Below are 15,928 nucleotides of genomic sequence, written 5' to 3'. Positions count from 1 at the left end.
GTTTGGGACGTCAGGGAAGGATGAGCCAGAAGAACACGAGGTAGCCGACGACGAGGATGCCGCCGTCGAGGCGGGACACGTCGCGGTTGCGGAGCATCAGCGCGATGACCCCGAAGGTGAACACGAGGAGCGCCGGGAAGTCCAGCGAGATGGTGCTCGGGGGGACGTTCACGGGAACCATGATGGCGAGGATGCCGAGGACGGCGACGACGTTGTAGATGTTGGAACCGACGACGTTGCCGATGCTGAACTCCGACTCGCCGCGAACCGCGCTGATGACGGACGCCGCGAGTTCCGGCAGCGACGTGCCGAACGCGAGGACGGTCAGCCCGATGAACCGCGGGCCGAACCCAAAGGATTCGAGCAGTCCCTGTCCGCCCTGAATGAGCCAGTTCGAGCCGACGAACAGGAGGAGCAGGCCGAGGCCGAGATAGACCACGTCCTTGAACTGCGCGGAGACCTCGTCTTCGTCCTCGATGTCGATTTCGTCCGCGCCGATGGCGTCTGCTGTCGCCGACCGGGCGCGGTAGAGCAGGTAGCCCGTGAACGCGACGAGGATGAGCAGGAGGACGCCGCCGTCGACGGCGCTGAGGTTCCCGTCCATCCCGAGCGCGACGAGCGCGACCGCCGCGGCAATCATGAACGGGACGTGCCGGCGGAGCGTCGCGGTCGAGACGCCCATCGGCTGGATGAGCGCCGAGATTCCGAGGACGAGACCGATGTTGGCGATGTTCGAGCCGACGATAGCGCCGAGTCCGAGGTCGGAGCTGTAGCCCAGGCCGCTCAGGACCGCGACGAAGAGTTCGGGGGTGGTCGTCGCGAACGCGACGATGGTCACACCGACGATGGCCGCCCGGAGACCGAGGCCGATGGCGAGTCGAGACGCGCCCTCGACGAGCGCCTCGGCCCCGAGGTAGAGCGCGACGATACCCGCCACGAGGAGCGCGGTATCGAAGGAAAGCAGGGTTGCGAGTGCCGACATACGCGGGAGTAGACCAACGGGAGACTAAAAGCGCGCCGGTACACCGTGGATCCGCGACAATCTATCACGGGAGAGCGAACGGGTGGAAATCCGCGCTGTGAGGGCCGTCGGGTCCCGGCGGAATCCGACGCGGGCGGGCGAGTTATATCGTCGGCAGGACACCTCCCGCCCATGCAAGTCTACGGTCTCGTCGGCAACCCGGTCGGCCACTCGCTGTCGCCGCCGATGCACGAGGCGGCCTACGAGGAAACCGGCCTCGACGCTCGGTACGTCACGTTCGAACCCGCCCGCGACGATATCGCGGCGGCCGTCGAGGGCGCGGACGCCCTCGGCGTCTCGGGGCTGAACGTCACCATCCCGTTCAAACAGGACGTGCTCGAACTGGTCGACCCCGACCCGCTTGCCGAGCGAATCGGCGCGGTCAACACGGTCGATTTCGGCGGGGAGACGCCGAAGGGGTACAACACCGACGCGGCGGGCGTCACGCGGTCGTTCGAGCGCCACGGCGTGGGCCTCGCCGGGAACTCGGCCGTAGTCGTCGGTGCCGGCGGCGCGGGGCGGGCCGCCGCGTTCGCCCTCTCCGATGCGGACGCGTCGGTCCACGTCGCCAACCGAACCGCCGAGACCGCGGTCGAACTCGCCGAGGCCGTCCCCGGCGCGACCGGCGGCGGACTGGACACGCTCGACCGGATTCGAGAGGCGGACGTCCTCGTCAACGCGACGAGCGTCGGGATGGAGTCGCCCGACGAGACGCCCGTTCCCGCAGAGTACCTCCACGGGGACCTCGCGGTGCTCGACGCGGTCTACACCCCGCTCGAGACCCAACTCATCCGCGATGCGGCCGCGGCAGGTGCGGTCACCATCGACGGCGCGTGGATGCTCCTCCTGCAGGGCGTCGAGGCCTTCGAGCGGTGGACCGGGCGCGACGCGCCGGTCGACGCGATGAACGCCGCGCTCCGGAGCCACCTCGAGAGCGACTGAGGCCGCTGGTTTTTAAATAACGGGATTGCATAGGAGAAGGTAACATGGGCTTGCTTGACACTATTTCGTCGCTCTGGAAATCCCTCGTTGGTGGCGACTCGTCGTCTTCCTCGAAGGAGGGACGTGACGACACAGCGACCGTTACGGTCGAACGCGACACCAGAACCGAACGCGAGGAAGCGAACGTCGAGACCGAGGCCGCGGTGAAGGAACCGGTCGAAGAGACGGAATCGGCGGACGAAGAGACCGACGACGCGGTCGAAGACGAGGCCGACGCGGCGTCTGAGGCCGACGACGAAGCCGCCGAAGACGCCCGCGACGACGCGGAGGTCGCGGCCGACGCCATTGAGGAGGCCGAACCGAAGGACGAAGACGCCGAAGCGGAGCCTGAGTCCGAGTCCGAATCCGAGGTCGAAGCCGACGGCGAACCCGAACTCGAAGATGAGGACGGGTCTGAATCCGCCGACTCCGACGAAGCCGACACCGAGGAATCGGACGAAGAAGCGGTCGACGAAGGTGACGAGGAAGCGGTCGACGAAGGTGACGAAGAAGCGGAGGCCGAAGACGAAGCAGACGACGAGGAAACTGCAGACGACGAACCGGCCGACGAGTCTGCCGCCGACCCCGACGCGCCGACCGTGGACACGATTCGCGGCATCGGCCCGGCGTACGCCGAGCGACTCTCCGAAATCGGCATCGAGACCGTCGCGGACCTCGCCGCGGCCGACGCCGACGAGGTCGGCGACGAAATCGACGTGTCGCCGAAGCGCGTCCAGCGCTGGATAGACCGCGCCGGCGACGCGTAACCGACGCGCGTTCCGGCCGACCGAGACGATTTTTTCACCCGCCGGCCGCTCACGCTCCCTCGCAGACACGTCGCGAAACCGTTTACCCGACGGGCGGACTGGTGTGGGTAATGACCGCACCGACCGTCGTCACCGACCGCGACGACTTTCGCGCGACCGCCGAGGTCGCACCCGCCGGCGCGCGCGTCCCCGTCGAGGCCCGCATCGCCGTCTCGGACCCCTTCGACGCCTATCGACGCGCCCGCCGGAACGCCGGCGGCTTCTTCTACGAGACGACCGGCGGGCAACCCGGCTGGGGTGCCTTCGGCGTCTCCCCCGCGGAGCGCCTGACCGTCGACGACCCGACCGACGACGACTGGGGCGAGCCCGGCGTCGACACCGCGCCGAGCCTCGCCGCGCTCGAATCGCTCGCCGACTCAGAGACGCTCGTCCGCGGCGACTGCGACGTGCCGTACCCCTGCGGCCTGTTCGGGTGGCTCTCGTACGACGCGGCCCGCGAACTCGAATCGCTCCCCGAGCACACGACCGACGACCGGGGGCTCCCCCACCTCCAACTCGGCCTCTACGACCTCGTGGCGTCGTGGGAGGAACCCCGTCCTGACGACGGCGAGACGACGCTCCGGGTCACCTGCTGTCCCGTCGTCGACGACGACGCCGACCTCGACGCCGTCTACGACGAGGCGCGAACGCGGGCGACCGACCTCGCCGTCGAGGCGGTCGAGGGCGAACCAGAGCCCGTCTCCGCGCCCGTCGAATCCGACGAGGCGACGTTCGAGAGCGCCTGCGGCCGCGAGGCGTTCGCCGACCGCGTCCGCGCCGCGAAGCGGTACATCCGCGACGGCGACACGTTTCAGGCGAACCTCTCCCAGCGACTCGTCGCGCCCGCCGCGGTCCACCCGGTGGACGCCTACGCGGCGCTCCGAGAGGTCAACCCCGCGCCGTACTCGGGGCTGCTCGAACTCCCCGGCGTCGACCTCGTGAGCGCCAGCCCGGAACTCCTCTTGCGCGTCGAGGGCGACCGCCTCGTCACCGAACCCATCGCCGGCACCCGCCCGCGGGGGGCGACGACCGAGGAAGACGAGGCGCTGGAGGCCGACCTGACGACCGATGAGAAAGAGCGCGCCGAACACGCGATGCTCGTCGACCTCGAACGCAACGACCTCGGAAAGGTCTCGGAGTACGGGTCGGTCGAGGTGACGGAGTACCGCCGGGTGGACCGCTACTCGGAGGTGATGCATCTCGTCTCCCTAGTCGAGGGGACCCGGCGCGAGGGAACCAGCCTCGCCGACGCCGTCGCCGCGGTGTTCCCCGGCGGGACCATCACGGGCGCGCCGAAGCCCCGGACGATGGAGATTATCGACGAACTCGAAGCCACCCGTCGCGGCCCCTACACCGGGAGCATGTTCGCCGTCGGCTTCGACGACCGCGCGGTGCTGAACATCGTCATCCGGACGCTCGTCCGCTTCGGAGACGAGTACCACCTCCGCGTGGGTGCGGGCATCGTCCACGACTCCGACCCCGACAGCGAGTACGACGAGACGCTGGCGAAGGCGCGGGCGCTCATCACCGCCATCGACGAGGCGCTCGGCGAGCGCGCGGACATGACCGTGGGGGGCGAGCGATGACGCGTATCCTCGTCGTCGACAACTACGACTCGTTCGCCTACAACCTCGTGCAGTACGTCGGCGAGGCGGTCGCGGAGGCCGGGGACGGGGACGGTTCGAACGCTTCGGACGACGTGCTCGTCTACCGCAACGACGCGCTCTCGGCCGACGACATCCGCGACATCGACCCGGACGGCATCGTCGTCTCGCCCGGCCCCGGCACCCCCGCGGACGCCGGCGTCTCGGTCTCGGTCTTCCGCGACCTCGACTACCCGACGCTCGGCGTCTGTCTCGGCCACCAGTCGCTCTGTGCCGCCCTCGGGAGCCGCGTCGGCCACGCTCCTCACGTCGTCCACGGGAAACCCTCGCTGGTCGAACACGACGGCGCAGGCGTCTTTTCCGGCCTGCCCGACCGAATCGAAGTCGGCCGCTATCACTCGCTCGCGGTCGAACACGACGACGTCCCCCCCGAGTTGGCGGTGACCGCCCACACCGTCGCAGCAGGGTCCGAAACCGGCGGTTCCGACACTGAGGAGGGCGACGAACCGTCAGTCGTGATGGGCGTTCGCCACCGCGAGAAGCCACACGTCGGCGTGCAGTTCCACCCCGAGAGCATCCTCACCGACTCTGGGAAGGACATCGTCCGCAACTTCGTCGCGCTCGCGGCCGGCGACGGCCCGGCGGCCGACGCGTGGGAGGTGGAGCGATGAGCGGTGACGGCGACGCCGGTGGGCGTTCGCTTCGCTACCACGTCGGCGGCGAACTCGTCCCCGCCGAGTCGGCGTCGATTCCGGTCACCGACCGCGGCTTCCTCTACGGCGACGCGGCCTTCGAGACGCTCCGTGCCTACGGCGGCGAGGTGTTCCATTGGGACGCCCACGCCGACCGCCTCGCCGAGACGTGCGACGCGCTCGGGATGGACCACGGCCTGTCCGACGACGACCTGCACGCGCGAGTCGACGAGACGCTCGCGGCGAACGACCTCGACGAGGCGTACGTCAGGCTCTCTGTCACCCGCGGCAGTCAGGGCGGCCGCCTCACGCCGGCCGAGGAGGTCGACCCCCGCGTCGTCGTCATCGTGGAACCACTCGCCCGCGGCGGCCGCGGCTCCAACCCCGTGTGGGACGGCCCCGCGTCGGTCCAGACCGTCAAGACCCGGCGCATTCCCGACCGGTCGCTCCCTTCGCGGGCGAAGACGCACAACTACCTCAACGGCATCCTCGCCCGCGTCGAACTCCGCGTCACCGGCGCGGACGAGGCGCTCATGCTCGACGCCGACGGCTACGTCACCGAGGGCGCGACGAGCAACCTCTTTTTCGTCGAGGACGACGCGCTCTGCACGCCGAGCCTCGACGGCCCGGTCCTCCCGGGAATCACCCGCCGCGTCGTCCTCGACCTCGCTCGACAGGAGGGCATCCCGATTCGGGAGCGGCGCTTCACGCCGGACGACGTGCGCGGCGCGAACGAGGCGTTCCTCACGAACTCGACGTGGGAACTCCGGCCCGTGGAGACGGTCGACGGCATCCAAGTAGGCGACGGACCAGTGACGAAACTCATCTCGCGGCTCTACGACGACTACGTGGAGCGACGCCACTACGGCGGCGACAGCGACAGCGACAACGATGGCGGCGACGAGAACTGAGTCACTTCGCCGCGCTCAGCCTCAGAACTCGACGTTCGAACTCGAACTCCGGTCGGCGGGGTCGGTCTCGATTTCTCCCGAACCGACGTAGTCGAACTCCGCGTCCGAGAGGAAGACGTGGTCGCCGTCGACCGTAATTTCGAGGTCGTCGAGCACCGCGCCCTCGCAGGGCCCGTAGTTGCAGTAGCCCGTGTCGGCCTCGAAGTACGCGCCGTGGTTCTGACAGATGACCTCGCCGTTGCGCATCGGCGCCCCGGAGCCCTTGTCGAGTTTGATGTGCGTCAGGTGCATGCAGTAGTTCAGCCACCCTTGGATGCCGTCGTCGGTGCGCACGAGGATGGCCTCGCGCTCCTCGGCGTCGTCTTCATCGGCCGCGCGGACGCGAAAGAGAAAGGTCGTGTCGTCGGGCACGTCGCCGACCGCGCAGATTCGTTCGAGGTCACTCATTGTGCTCTCGTTGGGTCGGGGTCGAAAATCTCCTTCGGAAGCGGTCGATTGGGGCGACGGCGCGAAGCCTCGTCTCGCGATCACTCTTCGAGGCCCGTTCGAAAGAGGTCGAGGAGCCAGTATCCAGCACCCACGAACAGGAGGACTCCGAAACTTCCCACGAGGAGATTGCCAGTTCCCAGTTGCTGTGCCCAGCCGAACCCGAGTATCGCGACGATGGCGAGGAGTCCGCCGAGTATTGCTCGCTGGGTCGCAGACCAAAGCTCCGTTCCCGAATCTGTGGAGGGCATACTCGAGTCGTACTCGTGGAGTAGTTAGTAATTCGTGTCAAAAATTTGAGAAGGGTTGAGTTCTCTGGTTCAAACTACCTGTCACAATTACCACGGAAAACGGGTCGCTGCAGCGCGATAAACCGCGCTGCTTGGGGTGTAGTTTTCAGGAGAATAGCGGGAGGTAGATTTGAACCCCGGTCGCTGACGCTCTCCGGTTCAAATCTACTGAGCTATGTGGCTGACCTCGTGGGTCGCGCCGAGCCAAGACTCGGCGCTCAGGAGTTGAGGTCAGCAAAACCATAGCGGGAGGTAGATTTGAACTACCGATCTCCGGGTTATGAGCCCGGCGGAATCTCCTGGCTATCCCATCCCGCTGAATCAACAAACGAGTCTGCTATTGTTAAGACTTCTGTTTCGACCGCTGTGTGTCAATTTTCACCGTGAGTCGCGCTGACTCGAACGGGTCGCGATGCGCCACGTGAACAGGCTTTCTGCGACGTAGTTCAGGAGCATCGACGCGCCGATAGCGAGGGGCAGCGGGATGAGTTCCCAGAGGTCGATGCCGGCGACCGGAATCGACAGCGGAACCTCGCCGAGCGCCCGAACGACGAGCACCTGCACGAGGAGGCCGCCGCTCCTGACGAGGTTCGACTTCACGAAGCGCCGGACCTTCGCGGTGAGCAGGTCCGAGCCGGCCCCCGCGAACGTCCAGCGGTCGTTGATGACGAACATAATGACGATTGCGAGCTCCGCGCCGGCGAGCTTCGCGAGTTCGTTGGCGACGCCGAAAAAGACGATGAGGAGACTGCTCAACGAGAGGTCGAACACCGCGCCGACCGCGCCGACGGAGGCGAACTTGCCGAATCGGGTGCCGGAGACGAGCGCCGAGAGCCGGTCAGTCATCCGTGACCTCCGCCGAGAACTGCTCGACGAGGGTCCGCTCGTCGTTCCGAGCGTCGATGAGTTCGTGGAGGCGGTCCTCGCGAATCGTCCGGGCGCGGTGGCGCGACCGGAGCAGGCCGCGGGCCATCTTGAGCGTCGTGTCGACCGGCGAGACCGTCGAGTTCGGCTGGTCCTCCCAGACGACCGGCACCTCGGCCACGCGGTGGCCGAACGCGCCCGAGACGGCGATGAGTTCGATGTCCCACGCGAATCCGGGCTCGTACAGGTGGGTCCGAACGTCGTTCCACGCCGCGGCGGTGATGGCCTTCGCGCCGCACTGGTAGTCGTACAGCGGGACTTCGGTCAGGTGGCGGGCCAGCCACGCGAAGCCGTCGCCGAGGTAGCGCCGGGCGACCGTCTGGTGGGAGGCGACGGTCGCGTTCGGATGACGGCGCGATCCCACGGCGAGGTCGGACCCCTCGCGGACGGCGGCGACGACGTTCGCCATCGACGCGGCCGGGGTGCTCCCGTCGGCGTCGGCGAACGAGAGGATGTCCGTGCGGAGCGACTCGAACCCGGCGGTGATGGCCGCGCCCTTGCCGCGACGGGCGTCGACCGGGTTCACGTGAGCGACGGCGGGGAGGGCGTCGAGGGCGTCGAGCGTCTCGGGCCGCGGCGCGTCGAGTTCGACCCGGACCACCTCGGGGTCCAGTTCCTCGACGAGAGCGTGGACGTAGGGGACCAGACGCTCTGGGTCGGGTCGATAGGCGGGGACCACCACCCCGACAGACTTCGACATGCACGACCATTCACTCAACGGGGTAAAAAGCGAACCGCTCTGTTTCGCACCGGCCATCACAAAACGTATTGCATCCGCGGCGCAGTCATCGGACAGATGGAGTACGCCCTCGTTGTCCGGTGGTTGCTGCTGTTCGCGGCCCTCTGGGCGGTCGGTCTTCCCCTCGCGGCCCGCCTGTTCCGACGCCTTCCCGGTCGCGGTGCCGGACTCGCCCTCCCCGTCTCGCTCGTCGTCTTGACTCTCCCCGCCTACTACGTCGGCCACCTCTCGTTCGGCCCCATTGCCCTCGTCGCCGGCGTCGGGACGCTCCTCGTCGCGTCCGCGGTCGCGGGCCTCGACCTCGGCGCGCTCCGCCGCGGCGACCTCCGACTCGCGTCCGACCTCGACATCGACCGTCGCGCCGTCGCCGACGCGGCCGCGGTGTTCCTCGTCGCCTTCCTGTTCGCGGTCTCGCTCCGGGCGCTCGACCCGTCGGTCCACGCCGGCGGCGGCGAGAAGTTCCTCGACTTCGGCCTCCTCCAGTCGCTCGCCCGCGCGTCGGTCCTCCCGCCGGAAGACATGTGGTTCGCCGGCGAGCCGGTCCGCTACTACTACGGCGGCCACCTCGTCTCGATTCTCCTCGCGCGGCTCACCGCCACCGACCCGTCGTTCGCCTACAATCTCGCGCTCGCCGGCTTCTTCGGCTTCCTCGTCACCGCGGCGTTCGAACTCGGGCGCGGGGTCGCGGCCGCCTCGGGGGCGAACGGTCGGCTCGCCGGCCTGCTTTCGGCGTTCTTCGTCGGCTTCGCCAGCAACCTCGTCACCGCGGGGCGGTTCGCCCTCGCCGCGCTCCCCGAGGGGCTCCGCCGACCCGTCGCGCGAGCCGTCGCCGAGCGCTCGCAGTACACCGTCGAGCAGGTACTCGCCGGAACCTCGAGCTTCTCGTACTGGAGCGCGAGCCGCGTGATTCCGGGCACCATCAACGAGTTCCCGCTTTTCGCGTGGCTCAACGGCGACCTCCACGCCCACATGATGGGCACGCCGTTTCTGCTCCTCGCGGCCGGCCTCGCCTTCGCGTACTTCCGGACGCCGGAGGAGGCGGTCGGCGAGCGCCGACTCCTCGTCGCCGCGACGACGCTCGTCGGCGCGCTCCAGGTCGTCGTCGACACGTGGAGTTTCCCGTCGGTGTTCGGCGTGCTGTTCCTCGGGATGGTCTTCGCGCCCGCGCGGCCGTGGACGCTGTTTCCCGGTCGGGAGCGCGTCCGCTCGGTCGTCGGTGACGACCCACTCACCGGCGAGTTAGCCCGACTCGTTGGGACGGTCGCGGCGGTCGGACTCGCCGGCGTCGTCGCCGCCGTGCTCGCGAGTCCGTTCCTCCTCGGCGCGGTCGCGGGGGGTGGAAGCGCCCGGACGGTCGAGATTCTCGCGCCCGACCAGCGAAGCGGGTTCGGCGCGCTGGCGCTCGTCCACGGGGCGTTCCTCGCGGCGTTCGCGGGCTACTACGTCCGTCGCCTCGGGGCACAGGACGGCCTCGGCGGCCGCGAGTGGGCCGCGCTCCTCGGGAGCTTCGCGGTGCTGACCGTCGTCGCTGCCGTCCACTCGTTCGCCGCGCTCGCGCTCGTCGTGCCCCTCGTCGCCGTCGGCTGGGTGCTCCTCCGGTTCGCCGACGACCCGCGGTTCGAGGCGGTGCTCGTCGTCGCCGGCGCGGGCCTCGTGACGCTCGTCGAGCTCATCTACGTGAACGAGCAGGCGGGGCCGGGCCGGATGAACACGGTGTTCAAGACGTACATGCAGGTCTGGGTGCTCTGGGGGAGTGCGATGGGTGCCGTGCTGGCCGGCTTCGTCGGCGACGCGGTCGCCGCGAGCGACGTGTCGCTTCCGAGGGTCGACCTCAGCGTCCGCGGGGGGGCAGTCAGCGCCGTCGGGGTCGCGTTCGTCGTCCTCCTCGTCGCGTCCACGTCGGTCTACGGCGGACTGGCCGTCGCCGACCACGCGGACTCCCCCCGGCAGGAGGAGACGCTGGACGCGACGGCCTTCGCGGAGTGGTGGCACGAAAACGAATCGACCGCCATCACGTGGCTCGACGAGAACGTCGAGGGCAACCCGACGATGCTCACCGCGCCGGGGACGACGTGGTCGGCGACCGTGAGCGACGAGCGCGAGACCGTCATGTACGGTTGGCGCGGGAATCCCGAATCGAGCCTGACCGGCGTGCCGACGGTCGCCGGCTGGGCGCACGAGGTCGGCTACCGCGGGCCCGACGCCTACTACGACCGCGTGCGCGACGTGGACGCGATGTACGTCGGCAACGAGTCGACGCGGGCGCGGCTCGTCGAGCAGTACGAGGTGCGGTACGTGTGGGTCGGACCGGGCGAGCGCGCCCGCTACGGGGAGCTAGAGACGGACGTGGCGTGGCTGACGCCGGTCCACCGGTCGGGGTCGGTCGTGGTCTACGAGGTAGAAGAAGCGAGACTACCTTAGGCCGCGCCGCGCTCGCGGACGACCTCGACGGCCTCGGCGTCGACGCCCTCGGTCTCGAGCCAGTGCGGGACGAACTCGCGCTTTTCGAACGCCTCGCGCTCGTCTTCGGTGCCGACGGTGCACCACAGCTGGACGCGGTCGGGACCGTGCCAGTCGCCCTGTCGGTCGACGGAAAAGAGGACGTACTCCTCGCCGTCGTACTCGATGACGCCGTCGCGGCGGACGCCGGGGTCGCCGTGGATGATGAGCTTCTTCATGTGCCGGGATTGGCACAGTCACCGCTTAATCGCTTCGGCTTCGGGCGTGCGGCGTGCGGCGGGGGAACCGCGGACGGTGCAGTCACCGTGGGCTGCCCACACGTGACACGGTGAACGCCCGGTCGCGGCGAGTTCAGGGGCCGCGTCGAACCAAACGGGTTTTAACGGGCCACACCAAAACCCAGCACAAGGTCGATATCTATGCAGATGCCACGCCGTTTCAACACGTACTGCCCGAACTGCAAGGGTCACCACGAACACGAAGTGGAGAAGGTCCGGAAGGGACGCCCGACCGGCATGAAGTGGAACGCCCGTCAGACGCGACGCGGCAAGGCCACGATCGGTAACGCCGGTAAGTTCTCCAAGGTTCCCGGTGGCGACAAGCCGACGAAGAAGACCCACCTGAAGTACATCTGCTCCGACTGTGGCAAGGCCCACATGCGCGAGGGCTGGCGCGCCGGTCGCCTGGAGTTCCAGGAGTAAATCATGGCAGGAAACTTCTACAAAGTCGCGTGCAGCGACTGCGAGAACGAACAGGTCGTCTTCGGAAAGGCCTCCTCGGTCGTCAACTGCGCCGTCTGCGGGACGACCCTCGCCACGCCGACCGGCGGCAACGCCGAATTCCACGGCGAGGTCGTCGAGACGGTCGAGCGTCGCGACAGCGACGAACTTGAGGCGTAACTCCCTGGAGGACCTCGTATGAAGTACAGCGGATGGCCTGACCCCGGCGAACTCGTCGTCGGAAAGGTAGACGACATCGCGGACTTCGGCGTCTTCGTCGACCTCGAAGAGTACGAAGACAAACGCGGCCTCTGCCACATCAGCGAGGTCGCCAGCGGATGGATCAAGAACGTTCGCGACCACGTCCGCGAGGGACAGACAGTCGTCGCTAAAGTGCTCGAAGTCAACGAGAGTTCCCAGCAGATCGACCTCTCGATAAAGGACGTCAACGAGCACCAGCGCAAAGAGAAGATTCAGGAGTGGAAAAACGAGCAGAAGGCGGATAAGTGGATGGCGCTGGCGTTCGGCGAGGACATCGCCGACGACCGCTACCAGTCCATCGCCAACGCCCTGCTCGCCGAGTTCGAATCGCTCTACGACGGCTTCGAGCAGGCCGCGATTCACGGCCTCGAGGCGCTCGAAGACGTCGAACTCGACGACGACGAGCTCGAAGCCATCGTCGAGACCGCGCGCCAGAACGTGTCGGTCCCCTTCGTCAACGTCACCGGCTACGTCGACCTGCGCTCGCCCGCGGGCGACGGCGTCGACGACGTGAAGGAGGCCCTCAAAGCCGCCGAGGGCGACGACGAAATCGGCGACGAAATCGAACTGTCGGTCACGTACGTCGGCGCGCCCGAGTACCGCGTGAAGGTCAAAGCGCCCGACTACAAGACCGCCGAGACGGAGCTCGAATCGAGCGTCGCTCGGGCCCGCGAGGTCATCGAGGCCGCGGGCGGAACCGCGGAGTACCACCGCGAACGCAGCGGCGACGAAGAGTAATCGCATGAAGTCAGACATCCGGGTGTGCAGCGCGTGGCGCGACCGCCACGACCGCCCGGTGTACTCACTTTCTGAGACCTGTCCGGAGTGCGGCGCAACCACAGAGAACAGCGCGCCCGCCCCCTACAACCCAGAAGACCCCTACGGCGAGTACCGCCGCGCTCGGAAGCGCCGGCTCGCCGAGGAATAGCCGTCTTCGGCTACCGACGCTCTCTTAACCGGCGCGTCCGCCACTACGTGCATGGACGACATCGAAATCGAGGCTGTCGAGGAGGTCGACCTCACCGACCCGGTCCTCATCGAGGGACTGCCGGGCGTCGGGAACGTCGGCAAACTCGCCGTCGAGCACCTGCTGGAGGAGTTCGAGGAGGCCACGCTGGTCCGCCGCGTCTACGCCGACGTGTTCCCGCCGCAGGTGAGCATCGACGAGGGCGTCGCCGAGCTGACCCACGCCGCGATTCACGCCGTCGAGACGCCCGGCGAGGGGCCGGACCTGCTCCTCCTGACGGGCGACCACCAGGCGCAGTCCAACGAGGGTCACTACCACCTCACCGACGCCTTCCTCGACGTGGCCGAAGAGTTCGGCGTCGAGCGACTGTTCGCGCTTGGGGGCGTCCCGACCGGCGAACTCGTCGACGAGCCGTCGGTCCTCGGGGCCGTCGCCGACGAGTCCCGCCTCGACGAACTCGAAGCCGCGGGCATCGAGTTCCGAGAGGACGAGCCCGCCGGCGGCGTCGTCGGCGTCTCGGGACTGCTTCTCGGTCTCGGTAGTCGCCGCGGCCTCGACGCGACGTGCCTGATGGGCGAGACGAGCGGCTACCTCGTCGACCCCCAGAGCGCGCAGGTCGTCATCGAGGTCCTGCAGGACCTCCTCGAGTTCAGCGTCGACTTCGAGTCGCTCGAAGAGCGCGCCGAGGAGATGAAGGAGGTCGCCGCGAAGATTCAGGAGATGCAACAACAACAGCAGGGCGGCATCGCCAGCGACGACGACCTCCGGTACATCGGCTGAGGTCGCGTCGACCGGCGCGGCCCCGACTCGTTTTCGAACGGAGTTTAGGCTTCGATGATGTCGTCGTCTGCGAACTCCGGGACGACGACCTCGCCGTCGAGCGACTGCACCGCGCGGCCGCCGACGCGTATCTCCGCGCCGACCCGCACGCGAACGGTGCCCGGCCGGTCCACGAAGTGGCCCTGTTCGAAGCGGAGTTCGTCCGGCATGGAGTCGAACGCGCCGACCTGCCGGAGGTACGCGCCGCACGCACCCGCAGCGGTGCCGGTCGCGGGGTCCTCGGAGATGCCGATACCGGGCGCGAAACACCGCGCGTGGAGCGTGGAGTCGCCGTCGATAGCGTCGAAGGTGAAGGCGTAGACGCCCGCCGCGTCGTGTTCGGCGGCGAGGTCGGCGATGGCGGCGTCGTCGGGGTCGGCACCCGAGAGATGTTCGAGGAAGTTGACCGGGACGACGAGGAAGGGAAGGCCCGTGGAGGCGACCGCGACGGGGAGGTCCGCGCCCACGTCGCGGAGGGCGGCATCGTCGACGCCGAGCGCCGCCGCGAGGCGGTCGTAGTCGACTTCCAGGGGACGCACCGTCGGCGCGTTCTGCGTCATCCACACCTCGCCGAGGTCGCCGAGTTCGATGTCGAGGGTACCGACGTTCGTCTCCAGCGTGTGGGTCCCCGGTTCGAGTTCGCGGTCGGCCGCGAGGTGGGCGTGGGCCGCGATAGTCGCGTGTCCGCAGAGGTCGACTTCCTGCTTCGGCGTGAAATAGCGGATGCGGCGGTCCGCGGCGGCCGACGAGCAGACGAACGCCGTCTCGCTCGCGCCGAGTTCGGCGGCGACGGCGCGCATCTGTTCCGCGTCGAGTCCGTCGGCGTCGGGGACGACCCCGGCCGCGTTACCGGACAGCGGTTCGGTCGTGAAAGCGTCGACGAGGAGGGCGCGTCGGCTATCCATGGAAAGGCGCACTACACGGCGATGTATCAAACCAGCGGGTCGGCGGTCACGTCACGAGAGAGAAGGGAAGAACGCGATACGAGCGCGGGTCGGTCGGTGTCGACCGATTCACGCGCGGGTCCACCGGACGCGGCCGCTCGTTTGAGCTGCGCCGTCGCCCTGCATCACTTCGCGCATGTTCATACAGGCTGGGCACCCGACGACCTCGTCCATGTCGTTGCCGAAGACGCGGACGAAGTCGCGGGAGACGAACTCACCACAGTTACCACACGTGTGCATTCTGTTTCACCTACAAATCCGCATACTCCGGCACTCGACATAACTATGCCCCTTGTTAACATGCGTTAGTGTCCGCCTGAACGACGGGTTCACCGGTTAGTCACCGAATAACGCCGGTTCGAGCGGTTTTGATACGGCGACACACGGGCGGAGCGAGTCGTACAGATTAAAGGGCGTCAGGCGCGGCAGTACGCACGGTGAACGGAAGATATGGGCGACCTCCCCGACGAGTTTAACTGTACTATCACGAACTGGGAGTACATCTACGGCCTCTGCCGCGACGTTTCGGACGAGGTCAAGACATCCGAGTTCGAACCCGACGTCATCGTCGCGTTGGCCCGCGGCGGCTGGTTCGCCGGCCGCTGCATCTGTGACTTCCTCGGGTTGGACGACCTGACGAGCCTGAAGATGGAACACTACGTCGGGACGGCCCAGAAATCGAACGAGCCGGAGGTGCGCTACCCGATGCCGGAAGGCAGCGTCGAGGGCAAGGACGTGCTCATCATCGACGACATCGCCGACACCGGCGGCTCCATCAAGCGCGCACACGAGTACGTCAACGAGCGCAACGCGGGCGAGGTCCGGACCGCGACGCTCCAACTCCTCCAGACCAGCGAGTTCGAACCCGACTACGTCGGCGAGCGCCTCGAAGCGTGGGCGTGGGTCGTCTACCCGTGGAACTTCATTGAGGACATGATAGACCTCACCTCGGGCGTCATGGCGAAGGCCGACGACGACACCTTCGAACTCGAAGACGTCCGCCACTACCTCGCGGAGTTCCACGACGTGGACCGTATCGAGATGGAAATCGCTCAACCCGACCGGATGCCGGAAGTCATGTCCGAGATGGAGCGCCGCGGCTACGTCGAATCCACCGGCGACGGCGCGTGGCGGCTCCTCGAAAACGACGGCGTCGGGGCCTGAGCGCGGATTCTCTCGGCCCGCCCGGCTTCGTTCGACTGCTTCGGCGCTGTTGAATCCCCTTGAGTTTGATAGGACTGGTGACACAGACAGAGGATGTCGTCAGCACGGCCGCTATCTCCTGTAGCGACGCCGTCACGGCT

Annotated in this window: 20 protein-coding genes and 1 tRNA gene; 12 read left to right on the top strand and 9 right to left on the bottom strand. The window is 67.8% G+C overall.

Annotation, left to right across the window (positions count from 1 at the left end):
* Window positions 1–10: 10 nt before the first annotated feature.
* Window positions 11–982 carry a calcium/sodium antiporter gene (locus C5B91_RS02060; protein ID WP_004972832.1) on the bottom strand — a complete coding sequence of 324 codons (972 nt, stop codon included), beginning with the start codon at window positions 980–982 and terminating at the stop codon, window positions 11–13.
* A gap of 171 nt (window positions 983–1,153) precedes the next feature.
* Here C5B91_RS02060 and C5B91_RS02055 point away from each other — a divergent pair, with 171 nt between their 5' ends.
* The 5 genes from C5B91_RS02055 to C5B91_RS02035 all read left to right on the top strand — a co-directional run bounded on the left by C5B91_RS02055 (window position 1,154) and on the right by C5B91_RS02035 (window position 6,015).
* A complete protein-coding gene (locus tag C5B91_RS02055) occupies window positions 1,154–1,963 on the top strand; it encodes a shikimate dehydrogenase (RefSeq protein ID WP_008092116.1) in 810 nt (269 codons plus the stop codon).
* Between the two features lie 44 nt (window positions 1,964–2,007).
* Window positions 2,008–2,769: a helix-hairpin-helix domain-containing protein gene (locus C5B91_RS02050; RefSeq protein ID WP_049968133.1), complete on the top strand. Its 762-nt coding sequence runs from the start codon at window positions 2,008–2,010 to the stop codon at window positions 2,767–2,769.
* A 110-nt stretch (window positions 2,770–2,879) separates the two neighbouring features.
* Window positions 2,880–4,394, top strand: a complete 1,515-nt coding sequence (gene pabB / locus C5B91_RS02045) for an aminodeoxychorismate synthase, component I (protein ID WP_115819029.1) — start codon at window positions 2,880–2,882, stop codon at window positions 4,392–4,394.
* Entirely contained in the window at window positions 4,391–5,083 is a 693-nt protein-coding gene (locus C5B91_RS02040; protein ID WP_115819028.1) for an aminodeoxychorismate/anthranilate synthase component II, read from the top strand. Before pabB ends, C5B91_RS02040 begins: the two co-directional genes overlap by 4 nt.
* Window positions 5,080–6,015, top strand: a complete 936-nt coding sequence (locus C5B91_RS02035; RefSeq protein ID WP_049968130.1) for an aminotransferase class IV — start codon at window positions 5,080–5,082, stop codon at window positions 6,013–6,015. Before C5B91_RS02040 ends, C5B91_RS02035 begins: the two co-directional genes overlap by 4 nt.
* A 21-nt stretch (window positions 6,016–6,036) precedes the next feature.
* On the opposite strand, the gene C5B91_RS02030 is transcribed toward C5B91_RS02035, so the two are convergent.
* The 5 genes from C5B91_RS02030 to C5B91_RS02010 all read right to left on the bottom strand — a co-directional run bounded on the left by C5B91_RS02030 (window position 6,037) and on the right by C5B91_RS02010 (window position 8,415).
* Window positions 6,037–6,462, bottom strand: a complete 426-nt coding sequence (locus C5B91_RS02030) for a Rieske 2Fe-2S domain-containing protein (protein WP_115819027.1) — start codon at window positions 6,460–6,462, stop codon at window positions 6,037–6,039.
* An 80-nt stretch (window positions 6,463–6,542) separates the two neighbouring features.
* Window positions 6,543–6,752, bottom strand: a complete 210-nt coding sequence (locus C5B91_RS02025) for a hypothetical protein (RefSeq protein ID WP_008092101.1) — start codon at window positions 6,750–6,752, stop codon at window positions 6,543–6,545.
* A 282-nt stretch (window positions 6,753–7,034) separates the two neighbouring features.
* Window positions 7,035–7,109 (bottom strand) — tRNA-Met (locus C5B91_RS02020).
* A 60-nt stretch (window positions 7,110–7,169) separates the two neighbouring features.
* Window positions 7,170–7,637 carry a GtrA family protein gene (locus C5B91_RS02015; protein ID WP_049968128.1) on the bottom strand — a complete coding sequence of 156 codons (468 nt, stop codon included), beginning with the start codon at window positions 7,635–7,637 and terminating at the stop codon, window positions 7,170–7,172.
* Window positions 7,630–8,415 carry a glycosyltransferase gene (locus tag C5B91_RS02010; protein ID WP_049913372.1) on the bottom strand — a complete coding sequence of 262 codons (786 nt, stop codon included), beginning with the start codon at window positions 8,413–8,415 and terminating at the stop codon, window positions 7,630–7,632. Before C5B91_RS02010 ends, C5B91_RS02015 begins: the two co-directional genes overlap by 8 nt.
* A 96-nt stretch (window positions 8,416–8,511) precedes the next feature.
* On the opposite strand from C5B91_RS02010, the gene C5B91_RS02005 reads away from it, so the two are divergent.
* On the top strand, window positions 8,512–10,875 hold the full coding sequence (locus tag C5B91_RS02005; protein WP_115819026.1) for a DUF2298 domain-containing protein: 2,364 nt from the start codon (window positions 8,512–8,514) through the stop codon (window positions 10,873–10,875).
* On the opposite strand, the gene C5B91_RS02000 is transcribed toward C5B91_RS02005, so the two are convergent.
* On the bottom strand, window positions 10,872–11,132 hold the full coding sequence (locus tag C5B91_RS02000; RefSeq protein ID WP_004972858.1) for an HAH_0734 family protein: 261 nt from the start codon (window positions 11,130–11,132) through the stop codon (window positions 10,872–10,874). The two genes, C5B91_RS02005 and C5B91_RS02000, sit on opposite strands and share 4 nt — an antisense overlap.
* A gap of 201 nt (window positions 11,133–11,333) precedes the next feature.
* On the opposite strand from C5B91_RS02000, the gene C5B91_RS01995 reads away from it, so the two are divergent.
* The 5 genes from C5B91_RS01995 to C5B91_RS01975 are packed head-to-tail and all read left to right on the top strand — an operon-like array spanning window position 11,334 to window position 13,641.
* Window positions 11,334–11,615 carry a 50S ribosomal protein L44e gene (locus C5B91_RS01995; protein ID WP_004972860.1) on the top strand — a complete coding sequence of 94 codons (282 nt, stop codon included), beginning with the start codon at window positions 11,334–11,336 and terminating at the stop codon, window positions 11,613–11,615.
* A 3-nt stretch (window positions 11,616–11,618) separates the two neighbouring features.
* Window positions 11,619–11,813 (top strand): 30S ribosomal protein S27e, encoded by a 195-nt coding sequence (locus C5B91_RS01990; RefSeq protein WP_004044235.1) that lies wholly within the window; start codon window positions 11,619–11,621, stop codon window positions 11,811–11,813.
* An 18-nt stretch (window positions 11,814–11,831) separates the two neighbouring features.
* On the top strand, window positions 11,832–12,632 hold the full coding sequence (locus tag C5B91_RS01985; RefSeq protein ID WP_004972863.1) for a translation initiation factor IF-2 subunit alpha: 801 nt from the start codon (window positions 11,832–11,834) through the stop codon (window positions 12,630–12,632).
* Window positions 12,633–12,636: 4 nt separating this feature from the next.
* Complete coding sequence (locus C5B91_RS01980) at window positions 12,637–12,822, top strand: RNA-protein complex protein Nop10 (protein WP_004972865.1); 186 nt, start codon at window positions 12,637–12,639, stop codon at window positions 12,820–12,822.
* Between the two features lie 51 nt (window positions 12,823–12,873).
* A complete protein-coding gene (locus tag C5B91_RS01975; protein WP_004972867.1) occupies window positions 12,874–13,641 on the top strand; it encodes a proteasome assembly chaperone family protein in 768 nt (255 codons plus the stop codon).
* 44 nt (window positions 13,642–13,685) lie between these two features.
* On the opposite strand, the gene C5B91_RS01970 is transcribed toward C5B91_RS01975, so the two are convergent.
* Both C5B91_RS01970 and C5B91_RS22260 read right to left on the bottom strand, forming a co-directional pair.
* On the bottom strand, window positions 13,686–14,585 hold the full coding sequence (locus C5B91_RS01970) for a PhzF family phenazine biosynthesis protein (RefSeq protein ID WP_008092078.1): 900 nt from the start codon (window positions 14,583–14,585) through the stop codon (window positions 13,686–13,688).
* Between the two features lie 108 nt (window positions 14,586–14,693).
* Complete coding sequence (locus tag C5B91_RS22260) at window positions 14,694–14,864, bottom strand: hypothetical protein (protein WP_004044240.1); 171 nt, start codon at window positions 14,862–14,864, stop codon at window positions 14,694–14,696.
* 210 nt (window positions 14,865–15,074) lie between these two features.
* Here C5B91_RS22260 and C5B91_RS01965 point away from each other — a divergent pair, with 210 nt between their 5' ends.
* Complete coding sequence (locus C5B91_RS01965; RefSeq protein ID WP_004970128.1) at window positions 15,075–15,788, top strand: phosphoribosyltransferase; 714 nt, start codon at window positions 15,075–15,077, stop codon at window positions 15,786–15,788.
* The last annotated feature ends 140 nt before the right edge of the window (window positions 15,789–15,928 follow it).

Origin of the sequence: Haloferax sp. Atlit-10N (genome assembly GCF_003586325.1) — an archaeon.
GTDB lineage: Archaea > Halobacteriota > Halobacteria > Halobacteriales > Haloferacaceae > Haloferax > Haloferax prahovense.
The sequence above is the reverse complement of the archived record's forward strand: the minus strand, read 5'-3'. Positions and strand labels throughout refer to the sequence as shown.